The sequence below is a fragment of the Enterobacter bugandensis genome (assembly GCF_900324475.1).
Lineage (GTDB): Bacteria > Pseudomonadota > Gammaproteobacteria > Enterobacterales > Enterobacteriaceae > Enterobacter > Enterobacter bugandensis.
This window is the reverse complement of the sequence record NZ_LT992502.1, coordinates 3,307,252-3,327,223: the sequence shown is the minus strand read 5'-3', so window position 1 is coordinate 3,327,223 and position 19,972 is coordinate 3,307,252. Positions and strand designations below refer to the sequence as shown.

At 56.4% G+C, this 19,972-nt stretch carries 22 protein-coding genes; 15 read left to right on the top strand and 7 right to left on the bottom strand.

All coding sequences use genetic code 11. The features are described 5' to 3' along the window. The first annotated feature begins 10 nt into the window (after positions 1 to 10). The 7 genes from purF to hisP all read left to right on the top strand — a co-directional run bounded on the left by purF (position 11) and on the right by hisP (position 6,524). A complete protein-coding gene (gene purF, locus DG357_RS16055; RefSeq protein WP_014884664.1) occupies positions 11 to 1,528 on the top strand; it encodes an amidophosphoribosyltransferase in 1,518 nt (505 codons plus the stop codon). Positions 1,529 to 1,616: 88 nt separating this feature from the next. Beyond that, positions 1,617 to 2,186, top strand: a complete 570-nt coding sequence (locus DG357_RS16050) for a UbiX family flavin prenyltransferase (RefSeq protein ID WP_088204763.1) — start codon at positions 1,617 to 1,619, stop codon at positions 2,184 to 2,186. A gap of 290 nt (positions 2,187 to 2,476) precedes the next feature. Next, positions 2,477 to 3,259, top strand: coding sequence for a lysine/arginine/ornithine ABC transporter substrate-binding protein ArgT (gene argT / locus DG357_RS16045; protein WP_028013956.1), 783 nt, complete (start codon positions 2,477 to 2,479; stop codon positions 3,257 to 3,259). A gap of 213 nt (positions 3,260 to 3,472) precedes the next feature. Then, on the top strand, positions 3,473 to 4,255 hold the full coding sequence (gene hisJ, locus DG357_RS16040; protein ID WP_047367997.1) for a histidine ABC transporter substrate-binding protein HisJ: 783 nt from the start codon (positions 3,473 to 3,475) through the stop codon (positions 4,253 to 4,255). 87 nt (positions 4,256 to 4,342) lie between these two features. Then, complete coding sequence (locus tag DG357_RS16035; RefSeq protein ID WP_028013954.1) at positions 4,343 to 5,029, top strand: histidine ABC transporter permease HisQ; 687 nt, start codon at positions 4,343 to 4,345, stop codon at positions 5,027 to 5,029. Beyond that, positions 5,026 to 5,742 carry an ABC transporter permease gene (locus DG357_RS16030; RefSeq protein WP_028013953.1) on the top strand — a complete coding sequence of 239 codons (717 nt, stop codon included), beginning with the start codon at positions 5,026 to 5,028 and terminating at the stop codon, positions 5,740 to 5,742. The genes DG357_RS16035 and DG357_RS16030 overlap by 4 nt, the downstream gene beginning before the upstream one ends. Before the next feature lie 8 nt (positions 5,743 to 5,750). After that, positions 5,751 to 6,524, top strand: coding sequence for a histidine ABC transporter ATP-binding protein HisP (gene hisP, locus DG357_RS16025; RefSeq protein ID WP_028016220.1), 774 nt, complete (start codon positions 5,751 to 5,753; stop codon positions 6,522 to 6,524). A 99-nt stretch (positions 6,525 to 6,623) separates the two neighbouring features. Here the strand turns inward: hisP and DG357_RS16020 are convergent, their stop codons facing one another. From DG357_RS16020 to yfcG, 4 genes are all read right to left on the bottom strand, one after another. Further along, positions 6,624 to 7,133, bottom strand: a complete 510-nt coding sequence (locus tag DG357_RS16020; protein WP_047367996.1) for a GNAT family N-acetyltransferase — start codon at positions 7,131 to 7,133, stop codon at positions 6,624 to 6,626. 44 nt (positions 7,134 to 7,177) lie between these two features. Continuing rightward, positions 7,178 to 8,071 carry a TIGR01777 family oxidoreductase gene (locus tag DG357_RS16015; protein WP_048961438.1) on the bottom strand — a complete coding sequence of 298 codons (894 nt, stop codon included), beginning with the start codon at positions 8,069 to 8,071 and terminating at the stop codon, positions 7,178 to 7,180. Positions 8,072 to 8,084: 13 nt separating this feature from the next. After that, the gene (folX, locus tag DG357_RS16010) at positions 8,085 to 8,453 is read right to left on the bottom strand and encodes a dihydroneopterin triphosphate 2'-epimerase (RefSeq protein ID WP_028013950.1); all 369 of its coding nucleotides are present in this window, start codon (positions 8,451 to 8,453) and stop codon (positions 8,085 to 8,087) included. 75 nt (positions 8,454 to 8,528) lie between these two features. Then, a complete protein-coding gene (yfcG, locus tag DG357_RS16005) occupies positions 8,529 to 9,158 on the bottom strand; it encodes a GSH-dependent disulfide bond oxidoreductase (protein WP_028013949.1) in 630 nt (209 codons plus the stop codon). A 140-nt stretch (positions 9,159 to 9,298) separates the two neighbouring features. Here yfcG and yfcF point away from each other — a divergent pair, with 140 nt between their 5' ends. The 3 genes from yfcF to yfcD are packed head-to-tail and all read left to right on the top strand — an operon-like array spanning position 9,299 to position 11,172. Beyond that, positions 9,299 to 9,943, top strand: a complete 645-nt coding sequence (gene yfcF / locus DG357_RS16000; RefSeq protein WP_047367994.1) for a glutathione transferase — start codon at positions 9,299 to 9,301, stop codon at positions 9,941 to 9,943. A gap of 55 nt (positions 9,944 to 9,998) precedes the next feature. Further along, the gene (gene yfcE / locus DG357_RS15995; RefSeq protein ID WP_028013947.1) at positions 9,999 to 10,550 is read left to right on the top strand and encodes a phosphodiesterase; all 552 of its coding nucleotides are present in this window, start codon (positions 9,999 to 10,001) and stop codon (positions 10,548 to 10,550) included. A gap of 55 nt (positions 10,551 to 10,605) precedes the next feature. Then, the gene (yfcD, locus tag DG357_RS15990) at positions 10,606 to 11,172 is read left to right on the top strand and encodes an NUDIX hydrolase YfcD (RefSeq protein ID WP_006811396.1); all 567 of its coding nucleotides are present in this window, start codon (positions 10,606 to 10,608) and stop codon (positions 11,170 to 11,172) included. Between the two features lie 3 nt (positions 11,173 to 11,175). Here yfcD and DG357_RS15985 read toward each other — a convergent pair whose 3' ends face one another. Beyond that, on the bottom strand, positions 11,176 to 12,195 hold the full coding sequence (locus tag DG357_RS15985; protein ID WP_041908911.1) for a LacI family DNA-binding transcriptional regulator: 1,020 nt from the start codon (positions 12,193 to 12,195) through the stop codon (positions 11,176 to 11,178). Positions 12,196 to 12,427: 232 nt separating this feature from the next. Here DG357_RS15985 and DG357_RS15980 point away from each other — a divergent pair, with 232 nt between their 5' ends. From DG357_RS15980 to DG357_RS15960, 5 genes are all read left to right on the top strand, one after another. Further along, positions 12,428 to 12,871, top strand: a complete 444-nt coding sequence (locus DG357_RS15980; protein WP_047367993.1) for a PTS sugar transporter subunit IIA — start codon at positions 12,428 to 12,430, stop codon at positions 12,869 to 12,871. An 80-nt stretch (positions 12,872 to 12,951) separates the two neighbouring features. Further along, positions 12,952 to 13,224, top strand: coding sequence for a PTS sugar transporter subunit IIB (locus tag DG357_RS15975; protein WP_041908914.1), 273 nt, complete (start codon positions 12,952 to 12,954; stop codon positions 13,222 to 13,224). A 21-nt stretch (positions 13,225 to 13,245) separates the two neighbouring features. Continuing rightward, positions 13,246 to 14,637 carry a PTS ascorbate transporter subunit IIC gene (locus DG357_RS15970; RefSeq protein WP_045631476.1) on the top strand — a complete coding sequence of 464 codons (1,392 nt, stop codon included), beginning with the start codon at positions 13,246 to 13,248 and terminating at the stop codon, positions 14,635 to 14,637. Then, the gene (locus tag DG357_RS15965; protein WP_088204764.1) at positions 14,634 to 15,464 is read left to right on the top strand and encodes a transketolase; all 831 of its coding nucleotides are present in this window, start codon (positions 14,634 to 14,636) and stop codon (positions 15,462 to 15,464) included. Before DG357_RS15970 ends, DG357_RS15965 begins: the two co-directional genes overlap by 4 nt. Further along, a complete protein-coding gene (locus DG357_RS15960) occupies positions 15,457 to 16,410 on the top strand; it encodes a transketolase family protein (RefSeq protein ID WP_088204765.1) in 954 nt (317 codons plus the stop codon). Before DG357_RS15965 ends, DG357_RS15960 begins: the two co-directional genes overlap by 8 nt. A 107-nt stretch (positions 16,411 to 16,517) precedes the next feature. On the opposite strand, the gene pta is transcribed toward DG357_RS15960, so the two are convergent. Both pta and ackA read right to left on the bottom strand, forming a co-directional pair. Beyond that, positions 16,518 to 18,659, bottom strand: a complete 2,142-nt coding sequence (gene pta, locus DG357_RS15955) for a phosphate acetyltransferase (protein WP_041908921.1) — start codon at positions 18,657 to 18,659, stop codon at positions 16,518 to 16,520. 75 nt (positions 18,660 to 18,734) lie between these two features. Beyond that, positions 18,735 to 19,937 carry an acetate kinase gene (ackA, locus tag DG357_RS15950; protein ID WP_041908924.1) on the bottom strand — a complete coding sequence of 401 codons (1,203 nt, stop codon included), beginning with the start codon at positions 19,935 to 19,937 and terminating at the stop codon, positions 18,735 to 18,737. Positions 19,938 to 19,972 lie beyond the last annotated feature (35 nt).

Sequence of the window (19,972 nt, the reverse complement as noted above, 5' to 3'; positions counted from 1 at the left end):
GAAAAGACGAATGTGCGGTATTGTCGGTATCGCCGGTTTCATGCCGGTAAACCAGTCGATTTATGACGCGTTAACGGTGCTTCAGCACCGTGGGCAGGATGCTGCGGGTATCATCACCATTGATGCAAACAACTGCTTCCGTTTACGTAAGGCCAATGGCCTGGTAAACGATGTGTTTGAAGCCCGCCATATGCAGCGTCTGCAAGGTAATATGGGGATCGGTCACGTTCGTTATCCTACTGCTGGCAGTTCCAGCGCCTCTGAGGCACAGCCTTTCTACGTCAACTCACCGTATGGCATCACGCTTGCCCATAACGGCAACCTGACCAACGCTCATGAGCTGCGTAAGAAGCTGTTCGAAGAGAAACGTCGCCACATTAACACCACCTCTGATTCAGAAATCCTGCTCAATGTGTTCGCCAGCGAGCTGGATAACTTCCGTCACTACCCGCTGGAAGCAGACAATATCTTCGCTGCCATTGCCGCGACCAACCGCCAGATCCGCGGTGCGTACGCCTGCGTGGCGATGATCATCGGTCACGGCATGGTCGCCTTCCGCGATCCAAACGGCATTCGTCCGCTGGTTCTGGGCAAGCGCGACCTCGGCGATGGCCGTACCGAATATATGGTTGCCTCTGAGAGCGTGGCGCTGGATACCCTGGGCTTCGAATTCCTGCGCGACGTTGCGCCGGGCGAAGCGGTGTATATCACCGAGAAGGGCCAGCTGTTCACCCGTCAGTGTGCCGACAACCCGGTCAGCAACCCGTGCCTGTTTGAATACGTCTATTTTGCCCGTCCGGATTCGTTCATCGACAAGATTTCCGTCTACAGCGCGCGCGTCAATATGGGCACGAAGCTCGGCGAGAAGATTGCCCGCGAGTGGGACGATCTCGACATTGACGTGGTGATTCCTATCCCGGAAACCTCCTGCGATATCGCCCTGGAGATCGCCCGCATTCTGGACAAGCCGTACCGTCAGGGCTTCGTGAAGAACCGCTACGTTGGCCGCACGTTTATCATGCCGGGCCAGCACCTGCGCCGTAAGTCGGTGCGCCGTAAGCTGAACGCCAACCGCGCAGAATTCCGCGACAAGAACGTTCTGCTGGTGGATGACTCCATCGTTCGCGGCACCACCTCTGAGCAGATTATCGAGATGGCGCGCGAAGCGGGTGCGAAGAAAGTCTACCTGGCGTCTGCCGCGCCGGAGATTCGCTTCCCGAACGTGTACGGCATTGATATGCCAACCGCCAACGAGCTGATTGCTCACGGCCGTGAAGTGGATGAGATTCGCCAGATCATCGGGGCCGACGGCCTGATTTTCCAGGATCTGAACGATCTCATCGACGCGGTGCGCGCCGAGAACCCGGAGATTCAGCAGTTCGAATGCTCCGTGTTCAATGGCGTCTACGTGACGAAAGACGTTGACCAGCAGTACCTCGACTACCTTGATTCGCTGCGCAACGACGATGCGAAAGCCGTTCAGCTGCAAAACGATCTCGAAAGCTTAGAGATGCACAACGAAGGTTAATGTCTCCGCAGGTGAGGGCGCTCGCCCTCACTTGCAACTCCCCGCAAAATCCTGCACAGTCAGCCCAGAATTCAGCAAGGGCGAAATCATGAAACGACTCATAATAGGCATCAGCGGTGCCAGCGGCGCGATTTACGGCGTACGCCTGCTACAGGTTTTGCGTAACGTGGCAGAAGTGGAAACGCATCTGGTGACGAGCCAGGCGGCGCGGCAAACCCTCTCCCTTGAAACGGATCTCTCCCTGCGCGATGTCCAGGCGATGGCGGACGTGGTTCACGATGCCCGCGATATCGCCGCCAGCATCTCCTCAGGCTCGTTTAAAACCGCCGGTATGGTGATCCTGCCCTGTTCAATCAAAACGCTCTCCGGGATTGTGAACAGCTATACCGACACGCTGGTAACGCGCGCGGCGGACGTGGTGCTGAAGGAGCGCCGCCCGCTGGTGCTCTGCGTGCGGGAAACGCCGCTGCACCTGGGCCATCTGCGCCTCATGACCCAGGCCGCCGAACTGGGCGCGGTGATCATGCCGCCGGTGCCGGCGTTCTATCACCGACCGCAGTCGCTGGACGATGTGATTAATCAGACCGTCAATCGCGTGCTGGATCAGTTTGACATCGACCTGCCCGAAGACCTCTTCACCCGCTGGCAGGGAGCCTGATTCTGTGCACAAATGCTGTGCATGAAAAGAGACGTTGCCCTGTTTCAGGGCAATTATGCAACGGCGATCATATCCTCGACATTTAATTCGCTTTTTCCCTTTTTCTCTTTCCGGTTCGTTCGGCAGACCTGCTATCTTTCACCATTAAGGCAATATCGCAACGTTTTATTAACATATTTAACGTCGAACTTTTGACCAGACGGCAATGTGGCATAAGACCTGCAAGAGAAGCCTGCAACACAACACACAACACAATACATAATAAAATCACGGTACTTGAGGGTAAATGTATGAAGAAGACGGTTCTGGCTCTGTCTTTGCTGGTGGGGTTAAGTGCGGCGGCAGGTAGCTACGCAGCGCTTCCACAGACGGTTCGTATCGGTACAGACGCAACCTACGCGCCATTCTCTTCCAAGGATGCGAAAGGCGATTTCGTGGGGTTTGATATCGATCTGGGAAATGAAATGTGCAAACGTATGGAAGTGAAATGCACATGGGTGGGCAGCGACTTCGACGCGTTAATCCCGTCGCTGAAGGCAAAGAAAATCGACGCCATTATCTCTTCTCTCTCCATCACCGAAAAACGCCAGCAGGAGATTGCCTTCTCCGACAAGCTCTACGCTGCGGATTCGCGTCTGATTGCCGCGAAAGGTTCCCCGATCCAGCCGACCATCGACTCGCTGAAAGGCAAGCATGTGGGCGTGCTCCAGGGCTCGACCCAGGAAGGTTACGCGAATGCCAACTGGCGCGAGAAGGGCGTCGACGTGGTGGCTTACCAGAACCAGGATCTGATCTACTCTGACCTGGCGGCAGGCCGTCTGGATGCCGCGTTCCAGGATGAAGTCGCGGCGAGCGAAGGCTTCCTGAAGCAGCCGGCCGGTAAAGATTACGCCTTTGCGGGCCCGTCCGTGAAAGACAAAAAATACTTTGGTGACGGCACCGGCATCGGCCTGCGTAAGGACGATAAAGAGCTGAAAGCCGCCTTTGACAAAGCATTCACGGAGCTGCGCAAAGACGGTACCTACGACAAACTGGCGAAGAAATACTTCGACTTCAACGTCTACGGTGACTAACGCACCAGCGTGGTGCGTCGCGGATGTGGATGATTCAATATGGTGCAATTTGTGCACCATATTGGGTCGCTACGTGCATACTTAAGCATTTATAATGCAAAATTTCCCGTCTGAAAGGCATTATTCTTTGCCTGACAGCGTGGATTAATGGCACATTAACCCCACCCCGTCGTCGTAAAAAAACCGTATGAAGACAGTTTGTTGAGGACAAATATGAAAAAACTCGTGTTGTCATTATCTCTGGTACTGGCCTTTTCCAGCGCCACCGCGGCCTTCGCAGCCATTCCGCAGAAAATTCGTATTGGCACCGATCCAACCTACGCGCCGTTTGAATCGAAGAATTCAAAGGGTGAACTGGTGGGTTTTGACATCGATCTGGCCAATGAGCTGTGCAAACGCATCAAAGCACAGTGTACTTATGTAGAGAACCCGCTGGATGCGCTGATCCCTTCACTGAAAGCAAAAAAAATAGACGTGATTATGTCCTCGCTTTCCATCACCGAGAAACGTCAGCAGGAGATTGCCTTCACCGACAAGCTCTATGCGGCCGATTCACGTCTGGTAGTGGCTAAGTCTTCTGACATTCAACCGACCCTCGAGTCGCTGAAGGGGAAACGCGTAGGCGTGCTGCAGGGCACCACGCAGGAAACCTACGGTAACGAACACTGGGCGCCGAAGGGGATCGAAATCGTCTCCTATCAGGGCCAGGAAAATATTTACGCAGACCTGACGGCAGGCCGTATTGATGCGGCATTCCAGGATGAAGTCGCGGCAAGCGAAGGTTTCCTGAAGCAGCCGGTAGGCAAAGATTACAAGTTCGGCGGTCCGTCCATTAAGGACGAGAAGCTCTTTGGCGTGGGTACCGGTATGGGCCTGCGTAAGGAAGACAACGAACTGCGTGAGGCGCTGAACAAAGCGTTTGCTGAAATGCGCGCTGACGGTACCTACGACAAGCTGGCGAAAAAGTACTTCGATTTCAATGTGTACGGCGGCTAATCGCTCCGTCAAATAACGTGCGGCCCCTCCCGCTGGGGGAGGGGATAAGACACGGTTTACCACTCACGATACGACAGGGCTCGCGGTATGCTGTACGGATTTTCTGGCGTTATTTTACAGGGCGCGCTTGTCACCCTTGAGCTGGCTATCAGCTCCGTGGTGCTGGCGGTGCTGATAGGTCTGGCGGGCGCAGGGGCGAAGCTTTCGGCTAACAAACCGCTGGCGCTCATTTTCGAAGGCTATACCACGCTCATTCGCGGCGTACCCGATCTGGTGCTGATGCTGCTTATTTTTTACGGCCTGCAGATTGCCCTGAACAGCGTGACGGATGCGATGGGCATGGGACAAATTGATATCGACCCGATGGTGGCCGGTATTATCACCCTCGGTTTTATCTACGGTGCCTACTTCACGGAAACCTTCCGTGGCGCTTATATGGCGGTTCCCAGAGGACACATTGAAGCGGCAACCGCATTTGGTTTTACCTCTTCACAAACGTTTCGCCGGATTATGTTCCCGGCCATGATGCGCTATGCGCTGCCGGGCATCGGTAACAACTGGCAGGTTATCCTCAAAGCGACGGCGCTGGTCTCGCTGCTCGGTCTGGAAGACGTCGTGAAAGCGACTCAGCTGGCGGGCAAGAGCACCTGGGAGCCGTTCTACTTTGCGGTGGTCTGCGGCGCGATCTATCTGGTCTTTACGACCGTCTCCAATGGTGTGCTGCTTCTGCTCGAGCGTCGCTACTCCGTGGGTGTGAAGAGGGCTGACCTGTGATTGAGATTATTCAGGAATACTGGAAATCCCTGCTGTGGACGGATGGCTACCGCTTTACCGGCGTGGCGATCACGCTCTGGCTGCTGATTTCTTCCGTGGTGATGGGCGGCATTCTGGCGGTGTTTCTCGCCATCGGTCGCGTGTCAAACAATAAATTTATTCAGTTCCCGATTTGGCTGTTTACCTATGTGTTTCGCGGCACGCCGCTGTACGTGCAGCTGCTGGTGTTCTATTCGGGGATGTATACGCTGGAGATCGTAAAAGGCACGGAAATGCTGAATGCGTTCTTCCGCAGTGGGCTGAACTGTACGGTGCTGGCGCTAACGCTCAATACCTGCGCCTATACCACCGAGATTTTCGCCGGGGCCATTCGTTCCGTGCCGCACGGTGAGATCGAGGCCGCGCGCGCGTACGGCTTCTCCTCGGTGAAGCTTTACCGCTGCATTATTCTGCCGTCGGCGCTGCGCATTGCGTTACCGGCCTACAGCAACGAAGTGATTTTGATGCTGCACTCCACCGCGCTCGCCTTTACCGCCACGGTGCCGGACCTGCTCAAAATCGCGCGCGATATCAACTCCGCGACCTATCAGCCGTTTACCGCGTTTGGCATTGCGGCGGTGCTCTATTTAATTATCTCTTATGTTCTGATTAGCCTGTTCCGTAAGGCTGAAAAACGCTGGCTGCAGCATATAAAACCTTCTTCGACGCACTGAGAAAGATGATGGCTGAGAACAAATTAAACGTTATTGATTTGCACAAACGCTACGGCGAACATGAAGTGCTGAAAGGGGTGTCGCTGCAGGCTAACGCAGGCGACGTAATCAGTATCATCGGTTCATCCGGCTCGGGTAAAAGTACCTTCCTGCGCTGCATTAACTTCCTCGAAAAGCCGAGCGAAGGCTCGATTGTGGTGAGCGGGCAGAACATCAACCTGGTGCGTGACAAAGACGGCCAGCTGAAGGTGGCGGATAAGAATCAGCTGCGCCTGCTGCGTACGCGCCTGACGATGGTGTTCCAGCATTTCAACCTCTGGAGCCACATGACGGTGCTGGAGAACGTGATGGAAGCGCCGGTTCAGGTGCTCGGCCTAAGCAAGCAGGAAGCCCGGGAACGCGCGGTGAAATACCTGGCGAAAGTGGGGATCGATGAGCGCCAGCAGATGAAGTATCCGGTACACCTCTCCGGCGGCCAGCAGCAGCGTGTCTCCATCGCCCGCGCGCTGGCGATGGAGCCGGAAGTGCTGCTGTTCGACGAACCGACCTCCGCGCTGGACCCGGAACTCGTCGGCGAAGTGCTGCGCATCATGCAGAAGCTGGCCGAAGAGGGCAAAACGATGGTGGTGGTGACGCACGAGATGGGCTTCGCCCGTAACGTCTCGAACCACGTGATTTTCCTGCATCAGGGGAAAATTGAAGAACAGGGGCACCCGGACGAGGTGCTGGCGAACCCGCAAAGCCCGCGTTTGCAGCAGTTCCTTAAAGGATCTCTGAAATAAAGAGGGCATCAGCCCGCAGTGCAGCCCAATCGCCCGGTGACGCTTCGCTTACCGGGCCTACAAAACCCCAGGCCGGGCAAACGCAGTGCCGCCCGGCATTCAGGCCGCACCACACTCCAGGCGATACACCCAGTCGTCATACCGCACGCCATCAATCTCATACGCTTTTTCCAGCACCTGAGTGCGCACAAATCCCGCTTTCTCCAGCACCCGCACTGACCCGCCGTTGTCCGCCAGTACGTACGCATTAATCGCCTTCACGCCGGTCTGGTTGAACGCATAATCACACACCGCGCGCAGCGCTTCGCTGGCGATGCCTTTTCCCTGCGCGGCAGGCACAACCGTATAACCGATATCCGCCTCTTCACGATTCTCAGGACTGATTTGCAGGCCAATATCGCCCAGCGGCGTATCTTCATTCAGAAAGCGGATCACGAAGACATGCTCCGCCATCAGGCGTGCGGCAAACACGCGTCGGGTCTCTTTCTCAGGCGCAATCGCGGCCATATAGCGCATAATATCGCGGTTTTCGCGCAGCGAACGGAAGAACGCCCAGTCAGAGGGTTCGAAAGGGGTGAGGTGAAGCCGGGGAGTTGTGATGGTTGCCATTGTTACGCCATTTCATCGGAACATGGCGTATCACTGTAACATATTCAGCGTACCACATCCCCCAGTGCCTCTTCTAAGTCATACCAGCGAAACGCAAACCCCGCCGCTTCCAGCCGTTTTGGCAGCGCGCGCTGACCGCCCAGCACCAGCACGGACGCTTCGCCCATCAACAGGCGAATTGCCGTCGCAGGCACGCGTAATATCGCCGGGCGATGCAGGGCATGCCCCAGCGCGTGGGCAAACTGTTCATTTCGCACCGGATACGGCGCAACCATGTTAAACGGCCCGCGCAGATCGTTATCCAGCAGCCAGATAATGCCGTTCACCATATCGTCGATATGGATCCAGGCCAGGTACTGTCGCCCGTTGCCGATCGGCCCGCCGAGCCCCAGCCTGAAGGGCGGAAGCATTTTACCCAGAATGCCGCCTTTCGGCGCAAGCACCACGCCGGTACGCAGCAGGCAGACGCGGGTACGATCGCTTTGCGCCGCGCAGGCGATGCGCTCCCACTGGGCGCAGAGTTTATGGGTGAACTCGTTGTGGGGCGGCTCTTCCTCGGTCACCACCACTTCGCCAAGATCGCCGTAATAGCCCGTCGCAGAGCCTGAAATCAGCACCGACGGCGGGGTCTGGCTGTTGCGAATCAGCTCAACCAGCTTCTCGGTGATGTTCCAGCGGCTGCTGCACAACCGCTGTTTCTGCTCTTCGGTCCAGCGCTTATCGGCGATGGGTTCACCCGCAAGGTTGATGACGGCGTCGAAGCCGTCCAGATTCTGCCGATCGGCCAGCCCTTTCCAGATATCGACCCCCGCGCCCAGCACCTGGCGCGCTTTTTCCGGGCTGCGGGTCACTACGGTAATGTCGTGATGCAGCGCCTGCAAACGCGCAATGAGATGGCGCCCAATCAGGCCTGTACCGCCGGTCAGCAGAATCTTCATACAACCTCCAGGTTTACGCCTGGCGTCGCCAGCTTAACGTCATGGAGACGGAGTCGGCATAGCGCAGGGCGTGAAGTTTATCGATCTCTACTTCAGCATAAGTGACCCAGTGATGATCGCGTGCGATATCGAGCACATCCTGGGTTAATTTTTCCAGCAGAGAGAAGCGGTTGTTTTCCACGTACTGGATGATGTTTTTAGTGATCGTGCGATAGTTCAGCGCGTCATTGATGTCTTCACTGGCCCGCGCTTTGTCTGCCGGGTAGTGAATCACCACATTAATGACAATATCCTGACGGTTGGCAATCTCTTCCTCTTTGATACCAATGAACGTGCGCAAGCGTAAATTTTTTATACGAATAATAGCGTCTGGCTGTGACATTGCAGGTCTTCTCCGTGTCAGTATTTCCCGCCCATAATACATGAGAGCCTCTCAGCCACCCAGCCTCATAGGTGATTAAACCTGCTGGATTTTTTGCATTGCGCGTTCGGTGGCTGGGCGGGTCCGGATACGCTCAAACCAGTTGTTCACCGCCGGGTAAGACGCTAAGTCAATCCGGTGTTTATCATGCGTATTTACCCACGGCCAGCAGGCGATATCGGCAATGCTGTAATGGTCGCCCCCGAGCCACGGCGTTTTCTCCAGCCGCTGGTTCAGAACGCCGTAAAGACGCTGGGTTTCAACCTGATATCGCTCAATGGCGTAAGGAATAGTCTGCGGCGCGAAGGCGGTGAAGTGGTGGTTCTGCCCCAGCATCGGCCCAAAGCCGCTTGACTGCCAGAAAAGCCACTGCAGAGTGTGGTGACGCTCGCGCAGTTCACCGCTCAGCAGCTTGCCGGTTTTCTCTGCCAGATAAAGCAAAATTTCACCGGATTCAAACAGGCTTAACGGCCTGCCTCCGTCCGCCGGCTGGCTATCAATAATGGCCGGAATTTTATTGTTGGGCGAGATAGCCAAAAACACAGGGTTGAACTGTTCGCCTTTGCTGATATCCACGCGGATGATTCTGTAATCCAGTTCGGCTTCTTCGAGAAAGAGGGTGATCTTGTGGCCGTTTGGGGTAGGGGCGTAATAAAGGTCAATCATTCTCAACTCCTGTCCATGCAAATAGTGGTGCCATGACAAATGAGTATAGGTGCTTGTTGTAAATCGTGAGTTTTCATCAAGTGACAGCGAAGCAAAGAGATTATATGTTGAGTAAAAACCGATCAGCCGATGAGGATGTTATGAACCAGCCCGTAATTACGTTGTGGTCCGATGCAAATTTCTTTTCTCCCTATGTTATGAGCGTTTACGTCGCGCTGGCCGAAAAGGGGCTCTCTTTTACACTGAAGACCGTCGATCTCGACGGTGGTGAACACCTCAAACCCCAGTGGCAGGGTTACGACCTGACGCGACGCGTGCCGGTGCTGGAACTGGATGGTTTTGCACTGAGCGAATCCTCGGCGATCGATGAATATCTGGAAGATCGTTTTGCGCCGCCGGAGTGGGAGCGCATCTATCCTCACGATCTGCAAAAGCGCGCCCGCGCCCGGCAGATCCAGGCGTGGCTGCGTAGCGACCTGGTGCCGATTCGCGTCGAGCGCTCCACGGATGTCGTGTTTGCCGGTGTGAAAAAGCCAGCGCTCAGCGCAGAAGGCGTCGACAGCGCGCAAAAGCTGATTGAAACTGCAGCCTCGCTGCTCGCTCACGGCAACCCGAACCTGTTCGGTGAATGGTGTATTGCCGATACCGATCTGGCGCTGATGCTGAACCGTTTGATCCTCAACGGCGATGAGGTCCCTCAACTGCTGGTGGACTATGCGGCGTTCCAGTGGCAGCGAGCCTCCGTACAGCGCTATGTGGCACTCTCCGCTAAGCGCGCGGGCTGATAAGCCCTGACGCTTCAGGTATGATAAGGGGAGTTTTTTTACCAGGGAGTGACGGATGAAACTGATGTTTGCGTCAGATATCCATGGATCGCTGCCCGCGACCGAGCGAGTGCTTTCTCTGTTTTCGCAAAGCGGGGCCCAATGGCTGGTGATTCTGGGGGATGTGTTAAATCATGGTCCGCGTAATGCGCTGCCGGAAGGCTATGCCCCGGCGCAGGTGGCGGAAAAGCTTAACCCGTTTGCCTCGCGCATTATCGCCGTTCGCGGTAATTGCGACAGCGAAGTCGACCAGATGCTGCTGCATTTTCCCCTTACCGCGCCATGGCAACAGGTTCTGCTGGAAAACAGCCGCCTGTTTCTTACCCACGGACACCTTTTCGGCCCGGATAATCTCCCGGCGCTCGCGGCTGGCGATGTCCTGGTTTACGGCCATACTCATATTCCGGTGGCTGAAAAACGCGGTGAGATTTATCACTTTAATCCGGGGTCGGTCAGCATCCCGAAAGGCGGATATCCTGCGAGCTATGGCCTGCTCGATGGAAATACCCTGAGCGTTATCGCACTTAATGATCAGCAAGTTATTGCGCAGGTAGCGATTAATCCGTAAGTTACACCACAACTGCAAACGCGCCGAAAGAGCGCTTAGACGAGAAGGTTTCCCGATGGTGGAGCAGAATCATTTGGCAAGTACTGAATGGGTTGACATTGTCAGCGAAGAAAATGAAGTGATCGCGCAGGCGAGCCGCGAACAAATGCGTGCAGAGCGACTGCGTCACCGTGCAACGTACATCGTTGTGCATGACGGCATGGGCAAGATTCTGGTCCAGCGCCGCACGGACACCAAAGATTTTCTTCCGGGCATGCTTGATGCCACCGCAGGCGGCGTCGTGCAGGCCGATGAAGTGCTGCTGGATTCCGCACGCCGTGAAGCGGAAGAAGAGTTAGGTATCGCCGGGGTGCCGTTTGCCGAGCACGGGCAGTTCTATTTCGAAGACGAACATTGCCGCGTCTGGGGTGGACTGTTTAGCTGCGTTTCCCATGGGCCTTTCGCCCTGCAGGAAGAGGAAGTGAGCGAAGTCTGCTGGATGACGCCGGAAGAGATTACCGCCCGCTGCGACGAGTTCACGCCGGATTCGTTAAAAGCGCTGGCGCTGTGGATGACCCGCAACGCCAAAAACGAATCCGCTAAGCCGGAAAACAAAGCGGAAAAAGAGGAAGAGGCTGAGTAAGCCTTAACAGCTTTCCCGCAGGCACAGGCTGGACGCGATGGGTTTTTGGTCGCGCCAGTCTCCGTCATTCAGACGTTCCAGTAGCGCTTTACCTGCCTCAATCCCAATCTTTCGATGCGGTACCGCCATCGTCGTCAGCGGCGGCTGGCAGACGCGGCTCACATCGCTATCGCCAAAGCCCACGACAGCCAGATCGTCCGGCACTTTAATGCGTCGACGCTGACACTCATACAGCGCGCCGCAGGCCAGCTCGTCTGATACGCACACCAGCGCATCCAGCTCCGGCCACGCCAGCAAGAACTCTGGCAGCTGTGCCGCGCCAGTCGAGAAGCTCGGCGGCATCGCCGCGTTAATCACCCGGTTTGGCGACAGATGATGGCGCAGCATCGCCTTGTACCAGCCCTGCAAATGCTGCTGGAAAATCCACTGCTCCTGGTTGGCGCACAGCAGGCCGATATTCTGGTAGCCGCGCCTAATCACCATTTCTGTCAGCTCGTACATGGCCGCCACGTTATCGATCCCGATATTCATATCGATCGGATCGGCGCGCATCGCACCCATCTCCATTACCGGAATCGAGGCGTTTTTCAGCCAGTGGCGAACAGTGTCGGTGTGCTCGACGCTGAGCAAAATCGCGGCGGCGATATTTGACGCCAGCAGGGTCTCAAGCAGCTTCTCTTCCTGCTCAAGCCGATGCTGGGACTCTGCCAGCATGATCTGGTATCCGGCGGGCTGCAGCACCTGCTGTAGGCCCGCAAACATTTCAGAGCAACCGGCTTCGGAAAGGTTGGGAACAACCATCGCAATCGTCCATGAGGACGCGGATGCCAGTGCGCTGGCGGCGAGATTGGGCATATAACCCAGCTCCTGCACCGCAGCTTCAATTTTTTCACGCAGTTTATCGGAAACCTGTTCGGGCGTGCGGAGCGCACGGGAGACGGTCATCGTGCCGACTCCGGCAAGCTGCGCGACATCAGCGAGCGTGACTTTTCCGGTACTGCGCCGTTTTCGGGTTAAAGACATACACCTTCCTGCTGACCAGACGCGTTCTTTTTTCCTTCATTTCAGGTGACAGGCAGTATACGCCTTAAATCCCTTTTTTTGCTGTGATTTCACACCATGATTACATTTTGATAGCGCTATCACATTTCTGCATGTTGGTAATTGGTAGCGCTATCTTTGTGATCGCGATCGCAGTCAATGATTGATGGGTTGAATAAAGTTTGCCCATCTTTAGCGTTTGGCGGGAGGGAAAATGCTCAAAAAGTGGATATATGATACAACCATCACGCTGCAGGATAGCGTGGAAAGCTGGCCACAGGCGCTGGAGATATGCGCGAAACCGCTGCTGGATCTGCAGGTGATTGCACCGGAGTACGTGACGGCAATCATTCAGCAGCACCATACGTTAGGACCCTATTATGTGCTGGCACCAGGGCTAGCCATGCCGCATGCGCGGCCGGAGGAAGGCGCCAAAGGACTGGGCTTGTCATTACTAAAACTAAAACAGGGCGTCTCTTTTGGTGCCGGAGAGTTTGACCCTGTCGATCTGATTATTATGCTTGCGGCACCGGATAAACATAGCCATATCGAAATGATATCCGCGCTCGCTGAATTATTTTCCAGCGACGAAGATATGGAGAAATTACATCAGGCGAATACCCTGGAGGACATTAAAACCATTATTGACCGCTTCTGATTTAATTTTTTAATCCGATTATTCACAACATTACGCGCCAGCGTGATGGGGCGTGCTCTACTCAAAATAAGGGGACAACAATGAAAATCATGGCTATTTGCGGTTCTGGCCTGGGCAGCAGTTTTATGGTCGAAATGAACATTAAAAAAGTGCTTAAAAAGCTGGACATTGAGGCCGAGGTTGAACACTCCGATCTCTCCTCCGCCACGCCGGGCGCGGCGGACCTGTTCGTGATGGCGAAAGACATTGCGGCCAGCGCCAGCGTGCCGGAAAGCCAGCTGGTGGTGATCAACAACATCATTGATATCAACGAACTCGAAGCGCAGCTGCGCGCCTGGTTCGACAGACAATAACCCTGATAAGGCGAGGTGGATATGTTTATCCTTGAAACGCTGAATTTCGTTGTCGATATTTTAAAAGTCCCTTCGGTGCTGGTGGGTTTAATTGCGTTAATTGGTCTGGTCGCGCAGAAAAAAGCGTTTTCTGATGTCGTAAAAGGCACAATTAAAACGATTCTCGGCTTTATTGTACTGGGCGGTGGCGCCACGGTGCTGGTGGGGTCGTTAAACCCGTTAGGCGGTATGTTTGAGCACGCTTTTAATATCCAGGGCATTATTCCAAACAATGAAGCGATTGTGTCGATCGCGCTGGAAAAATACGGTGCCTCGACCGCGCTGATCATGGCCTTCGGCATGGTGGCGAACATTGTCGTCGCGCGCTTTACCCGCCTGAAGTACATCTTCCTGACCGGGCACCACACCTTCTACATGGCGTGCATGATTGGCGTGATCCTGACGGTCGCAGGCTTCGAGGGAGTAGGGCTGGTATTTACCGGTTCGCTGATCCTCGGCCTGATTATGGCCTTTTTCCCGGCGATTGCGCAGCGCTATATGAAGCGTATTACCGGCAACGATGAGATCGCCTTCGGTCATTTCGGTACGCTGGGCTACGTGCTGTCCGGCTGGATTGGCAGCAGGGTCGGCAAAGGCTCGCGCTCCACCGAAGAGATGAACCTGCCGAAAAACCTCAGCTTCCTGCGCGACAGTTCGATCTCCATCTCCCTGACCATGATGATTATCTACCTGATCATGGCGGTAAGCGCCGGGCGTGAGTACGTGGAGTCCACCTTTAGCGGCGGGCAAAACTACCTGGTCTACGCCATCATCATGGCGATCACCTTCGCGGCGGGCGTGTTCATCATCCTGCAGGGCGTGCGCCTGATTCTGGCGGAAATCGTCCCGGCCTTTACCGGCTTCTCAGAAAAACTGGTGCCGAACGCGCGTCCGGCGCTGGACTGCCCGGTGGTCTACCCGTATGCGCCAAACGCGGTGCTGATTGGCTTCCTGTTCAGCTTCCTCGGGGGAATTGTGGGGTTGTTGATCTGCGGTCAGTTTAGCTGGGTGCTGATCCTGCCGGGCGTAGTGCCGCACTTCTTCACCGGCGCAACGGCGGGCGTGTTCGGTAACGCCACCGGTGGACGCCGCGGGGCAATGATAGGCGCCTTTGCTAACGGCCTGCTGATTACCTTCCTCCCGGTCCTGCTGCTGCCGGTACTGGGTGCGATTGGCTTTGCTAACACCACCTTCTCGGACGCCGACTTCGGCGCGGTCGGGATTGTGCTGGGCAACCTGGCGCGCTTCCTGTCACCGCTTGCCATCACCGGGCTGGTTGTGGCGCTGTTCGCGCTGCTGGTGGCCTACAACATCTTCGCGAAAAACAAACCTGCGGGTAGTAACGCGCAGGAAAATACCGGAGCCAAATCATGAATGAGAACGAGATAACCGAACTGGCGCGTCAGATCCGTCTTGAAACCCTCAAATCCCTGACGCAGCTGGGCTTTGGGCACTACGGCGGCAGCATGTCGGTGGTGGAAACCCTGGCGGTGCTGTACGGCGCCGTGATGAAGATCGACCCGGCGGATCCGGACTGGCCTGAGCGCGATTACTTTGTGCTGTCGAAAGGTCATGCAGGCCCGGCGCTCTACAGCACCCTGGCGATTAAGGGCTACTTCCCGGTTGATGAGCTGAGCACGCTGAACCAGAACGGCACGCGTCTGCCCAGCCACCCGGACCGCCTGAAAACGCGCGGCGTGGATGCCACCACCGGCTCGCTGGGGCAGGGGATCTCCATTGCGGGCGGTATGGCACTCTCGCACAAGCTGGCCGGGCGACCGAATCGGGTCTTCTGCATCGTTGGCGACGGCGAGCTGAACGAAGGCCAGTGCTGGGAAGCGTTCCAGTTTATCGCTCACCATCGTCTGAACAACCTGACCGTGTTCGTGGACTGGAACAAACAGCAGCTCGACGGCGAACTGGACGAAATCATCTGTGCCTTCGACCTGGAGGGCAAATTCCGCGCCTTTGGCTTTGACGTGGTGACGGTCAAAGGGGATGACATCCCGGCACTGCTGAAGGTGACTTCAAGGGTACCGGAGGCCGATGCGCGTCCGCGGGTGGTGATCCTCGACAGCATCAAAGGGCAGGGGGTGCCGTACCTGGAACAGCTCAGCAACTCGCACCACCTGCGATTGACCGCGGAGAGCAAAGCGGCCCTCAATGAGACGATTCGCCAACTGGAGGCTTCACATGATTAAGGTTGCACCGGCAGGACAGAAAGACGCCGTTGAGATGCGCAAGGTCTACGCGGGCTTTGTGGCAAAGCAGATTGAGGCCGGCAGCGAGATTATCGCCCTGGAAGCGGACCTGATGAGCTCAATGGCGATGGACGGCGTAGCGCGCGATTATCCGCAGCACGTGATTAACTGCGGCATTATGGAGGCCAACGTCATCGGTACTGCGGCGGGCCTGTCGCTCACCGGCCGTAAGCCGTTCGTGCACACCTTCACCGCGTTTGCCAGCCGTCGCTGCTTCGACCAGCTGTTTATGTCCCTGGACTACCAGCGCAACAACGTGAAGGTGATTGCCTCGGATGCGGGCGTGACGGCCTGCCACAACGGCGGGACGCACATGTCCTTCGAGGATATGGGCATCGTGCGCGGTCTGGCGCATTCGGTGGTGCTGGAAGTCACCGATGCGGTGATGTTCGAGGATGTGCTGCGCCAGCTTATCGATCTCGAAGGCTTCTACTGGGTGCGCACCATCCGCAAGCAGGCGCCGAGCGTCTATGCGCCGGGCTCAACCTTCACCATTGGCAAAGGCAACGTGTTGCGCGGGGGAAGCGATATCACGCTGATTGCCAACGGCATCATGGTGGCGGAAGCGCTGGAAGCGGCGCGCCAGCTTGAACAGGAGGGGGTAAGCGCAGCGGTCATCGACATGTTTACCCTGAAGCCTATCGATCGGATGCTGGTGAAAAACTATGCCGAGAAAACCGGGCGCATCGTCACCTGCGAAAACCACAGTATTCACAACGGTCTCGGGTCAGCGGTGGCGGAAGTGCTGGTGGAGACCTGCCCGGTGCCGATGCGTCGCGTGGGCGTGAAGGAGCGTTACGGCCAGGTGGGCACACAGGACTTCCTGCAAAAAGAGTATGGCCTGACGGCGCATGACATTGTGTCGGCGGCGCGGGAGCTGCTGTAATAAAAAAAGGCGACCGTGTGGTCGCCTTTTTGTTGCCCGGTGGCGCTGGCGCTTACCGGGCCTAAGGTTCTGTAGGCCGGATAAGCGAAGCGCCATCCGGCAAAACATTACTGCTGCTGCGAAGACTGAATCGCCGTCAGCGCGATGGTGTAGACGATATCGTCAACCAGCGCACCACGAGACAGGTCGTTCACAGGCTTGCGCATGCCCTGCAGCATTGGCCCGATGGAGATCAGGTCGGCAGAACGCTGTACCGCTTTGTAGGTGGTGTTACCGGTGTTCAGATCCGGGAAGATGAACACGGTAGCGCGACCGGCAACCGGCGAGTTCGGCGCTTTGGATTTCGCCACGTCAGCCATTACTGCGGCGTCGTACTGCAGCGGGCCGTCGATCATCAGGTCTGGACGTTTTTCCTGCGCAATACGGGTCGCTTCACGGACTTTCTCTACATCGCTACCTGCACCAGAGGTGCCGGTGGAGTAGGAGAGCATCGCTACGCGCGGCTCGATACCGAAAGCGGTCGCGGAGTCCGCAGACTGGATAGCGATTTCTGCCAGCTGTTCTGCGGTAGGATCCGGGTTGATCGCGCAGTCGCCGTAAACGTAAACCTGTTCAGGCAGCAGCATGAAGAACACGGAGGAGACCAGAGAGCTGCCTGGCGCAGTTTTGATCAGCTGCAACGGTGGACGGATGGTGTTAGCGGTGGTGTGAACCGCACCGGAAACCAGACCGTCAACTTCGTCCTGCTCCAGCATCAGCGTGCCCAGCACGACGTTGTCTTCCAGCTGCTCGCGCGCAACGGCTTCGGTCATGCCCTTGTTCTTACGCAGCTCAACCAGACGGGCAACGTAGCTTTCGCGAACCACTTCCGGGTCAACGATTTCGATGCCTGTGCCCAGCTCAACGCCCTGAGACGCCGCAACGCGGTTGATCTCGTCCGGGTTACCCAGCAGCACGCAGGTCGCGATACCACGCTCTGCACAGATGGCCGCCGCTTTAACGGTACGTGGCTCGTCGCCTTCTGGCAGAACCACACGTTTGCCCGCTTTACGCGCCAGCTCGGTCAGCTGGTAGCGGAAGGCTGGAGGAGACAGACGGCGGCTGCGCTCGGAGGTCGCGGTCAGGGATTCGATCCAGTCTGCGTCGATGTAGCCCGCAACGTATTCCTGAACTTTCTCGATACGCTCGTGGTCATCAACCGGCACTTCCAGGTTGAAGCTTTGCAGGCTCAGAGAGGTCTGCCAGGTGTTGGTGTTCACCATGAAGACTGGCAGGCCGGTAGCGAACGCACGTTCGCACAGCTTGCTGATGCGCGCGTCCATTTCGTAGCCGCCGGTCAGCAGAATTGCACCGATTTCCACGCCGTTCATCGCCGCCAGGCAGGCAGCAACCAGCACGTCCGGACGGTCTGCGGAGGTCACCAGCAGGGAACCTGCGCGGAAGTGCTCCAGCATGTGCGGAATGCTGCGCGCGCAGAAGGTCACGGACTTCACGCGGCGGGTGTTGATATCGCCTTCGTTAACGATGGTCGCGTTCAGGTGACGCGCCATATCGATTGCACGGGTGGCAATCAGATCGAAGCTCCATGGCACTGCGCCGAGTACAGGCAGTGGGCTGGATTCCTGCAGCTTTGCCGGATCAACCTTGATGACTTTCGCTTTGGAAGAGTCGTCGAAGATTTCGGACAGGTCAGGGCGCGTACGGCCCTGTTCATCAACCGGTGCGTTCAGTTTGTTAACGATCACGCCGGTGATGCTGGTGTTTTTCGCACCACCGAAGCTGCTGCGCGTCAGTTCGATACGCTCTTTCAGCTGCTCTGGGGTATCAGTACCCTGAGACATCACGAAAACGATCTCTGCGTTCAGGGTTTTCGCGATTTCAAAGTTCAGGGACTGGGCAAACTGGTGTTTGCGGGTCGGGACCAGGCCTTCAACCAGAACCACTTCCGCGTCCTGCGCGTTAGCGTGGTAGTTGGCGATGATCTCTTCCATCAGCACGTCTTTCTGGTTGCTGGAGAGCAGAGACTCAACGTGGCTCATCTTCAGCGGTTCAGCCGCAGGAAGATTGGAATTCTTACGCACGATGGTGGTGGTCTGGTCTGGCGCATCGCCACCGGCACGAGGCTGGGCAATAGGCTTAAAGACGCTCAGACGAACGCCTTTGCGTTCCATAGCGCGGATCACGCCGAGGCTGACGCTGGTCAGGCCGACGCTGGTTCCGGTAGGGATCAGCATAATAGTACGGGACACGGTTTATCCTCTTTCGTTACCGCCGCGTTGGGCGGGTTACAAAACAGCACCGCCAGCATTGCTGGCGGTGTGGAATCAGGCAGTCAGGCGGCACGCGTCTTGCGCGATGACCAGCTCTTCGTTAGTTGGGATAACGATAGCCGGGCGGGTGCCTTCTTTGTTGATGAAGCCAGACTTGCCGAAGCGGGCAGCCAGGTTACGCTCGTGATCGACTTCGAAGCCAAGAACGCCGAGTTTGCCCAGGGACAGTTCACGTACCATTGCCGCGTTCTCACCGATGCCGCCGGTGAAGATAACCGCGTCCAGACGACCGTCCATCAGCGCGGTGTAAGAACCGATGTACTTCGCCAGACGGTGGCAGTAAACGTCCATTGCACGCTTCGCGTCTTCTTTGCTGTCGTAGTTGTCTTCAACGTAACGGCAGTCGCTGGTGACTTCGGTCAGACCCAGCAGGCCAGACTCTTTGGTCAGCATTTTGTTGATGTCGTCAACGCTCATGCCCAGAGTGTCGTGCAGGTGGAAGATGATCGCCGGGTCGATGTCACCGGAACGGGTACCCATCACCAGACCTTCCAGCGGGGTCAGACCCATAGAGGTATCAACACATTTACCGTTGCGGATAGCAGAAACAGAACCACCGTTGCCCAGGTGGCAGGTGATGATGTTGACTTCTTCAACCGGCTTGTTCAGGACTTTTGCGGCTTCCTGAGTCACATAGAAGTGGCTGGTGCCGTGCGCGCCGTAGCGACGTACGCCGTGCTCTTTGTACAGGCTGTACGGCAGGGCATAGAGGTAAGACTCTTCCGGCATTGTCTGATGGAACGCGGTGTCAAACACGGCCACGTTTTTGTCTTTCAGATTCGGGAAGGACTTCAGCGCTTCAGCGATACCGATCAGGTGCGCCGGGTTATGCAGCGGAGCAAAAGAGGCAGAGTCTTTGATGCCCTGGATAACAGAGTCGTCGATGACAACGGAGCTGGTGTATTTTTCGCCGCCGTGGACGATACGGTGACCAATCGCAGTCAGCTGAGCAGACAGTTCTGGTTTTTGTGCCAGAATAGTGTTAACGATAAAGTTCAGCGCTTCACTGTGAGCGGCGCCTGCACCTAAAGCCGCTTCTTGTTTGCTGCCGTCCATCTTCCACTTGATACGTGCTTCAGGCAGATGGAAACATTCGGCCAAACCAGAGAGGTACTCGTCACCGTTGAGCGCATCGATGATGGCGAATTTCAGTGAAGAGCTACCGCAGTTCAGAACCAGTACTAACTTACTCGACATGGAAGTACCTATAATTGATACGTGGCTAAAAAAAC

Bases quoted from the DNA above. Each gene is read 5' to 3' on its own strand.
- yfcE (WP_028013947.1), top strand. From the start codon at position 9,999: ATGAAACTGATGTTTGCGTCAGATATCCATGGATCGCTGCCCGCGACC.
- purF (WP_014884664.1), top strand. From the start codon at position 11: ATGTGCGGTATTGTCGGTATCGCCGGTTTCATGCCGGTAAACCAGTCG.
- DG357_RS15965 (WP_088204764.1), top strand. From the start codon at position 14,634: ATGAATGAGAACGAGATAACCGAACTGGCGCGTCAGATCCGTCTTGAA.
- argT (WP_028013956.1), top strand. From the start codon at position 2,477: ATGAAGAAGACGGTTCTGGCTCTGTCTTTGCTGGTGGGGTTAAGTGCG.
- hisP (WP_028016220.1), top strand. From the start codon at position 5,751: ATGGCTGAGAACAAATTAAACGTTATTGATTTGCACAAACGCTACGGC.
- DG357_RS16020 (WP_047367996.1), bottom strand. From the start codon at position 7,133: ATGGCAACCATCACAACTCCCCGGCTTCACCTCACCCCTTTCGAACCC.
- DG357_RS15980 (WP_047367993.1), top strand. From the start codon at position 12,428: ATGCTCAAAAAGTGGATATATGATACAACCATCACGCTGCAGGATAGC.
- DG357_RS15960 (WP_088204765.1), top strand. From the start codon at position 15,457: ATGATTAAGGTTGCACCGGCAGGACAGAAAGACGCCGTTGAGATGCGC.
- DG357_RS16035 (WP_028013954.1), top strand. From the start codon at position 4,343: ATGCTGTACGGATTTTCTGGCGTTATTTTACAGGGCGCGCTTGTCACC.
- folX (WP_028013950.1), bottom strand. From the start codon at position 8,453: ATGTCACAGCCAGACGCTATTATTCGTATAAAAAATTTACGCTTGCGC.
- DG357_RS15970 (WP_045631476.1), top strand. From the start codon at position 13,246: ATGTTTATCCTTGAAACGCTGAATTTCGTTGTCGATATTTTAAAAGTC.
- DG357_RS15985 (WP_041908911.1), bottom strand. From the start codon at position 12,195: ATGTCTTTAACCCGAAAACGGCGCAGTACCGGAAAAGTCACGCTCGCT.
- ackA (WP_041908924.1), bottom strand. From the start codon at position 19,937: ATGTCGAGTAAGTTAGTACTGGTTCTGAACTGCGGTAGCTCTTCACTG.
- yfcG (WP_028013949.1), bottom strand. From the start codon at position 9,158: ATGATTGACCTTTATTACGCCCCTACCCCAAACGGCCACAAGATCACC.
- DG357_RS15975 (WP_041908914.1), top strand. From the start codon at position 12,952: ATGAAAATCATGGCTATTTGCGGTTCTGGCCTGGGCAGCAGTTTTATG.
- yfcF (WP_047367994.1), top strand. From the start codon at position 9,299: ATGAACCAGCCCGTAATTACGTTGTGGTCCGATGCAAATTTCTTTTCT.
- DG357_RS16015 (WP_048961438.1), bottom strand. From the start codon at position 8,071: ATGAAGATTCTGCTGACCGGCGGTACAGGCCTGATTGGGCGCCATCTC.
- yfcD (WP_006811396.1), top strand. From the start codon at position 10,606: ATGGTGGAGCAGAATCATTTGGCAAGTACTGAATGGGTTGACATTGTC.
- hisJ (WP_047367997.1), top strand. From the start codon at position 3,473: ATGAAAAAACTCGTGTTGTCATTATCTCTGGTACTGGCCTTTTCCAGC.
- DG357_RS16050 (WP_088204763.1), top strand. From the start codon at position 1,617: ATGAAACGACTCATAATAGGCATCAGCGGTGCCAGCGGCGCGATTTAC.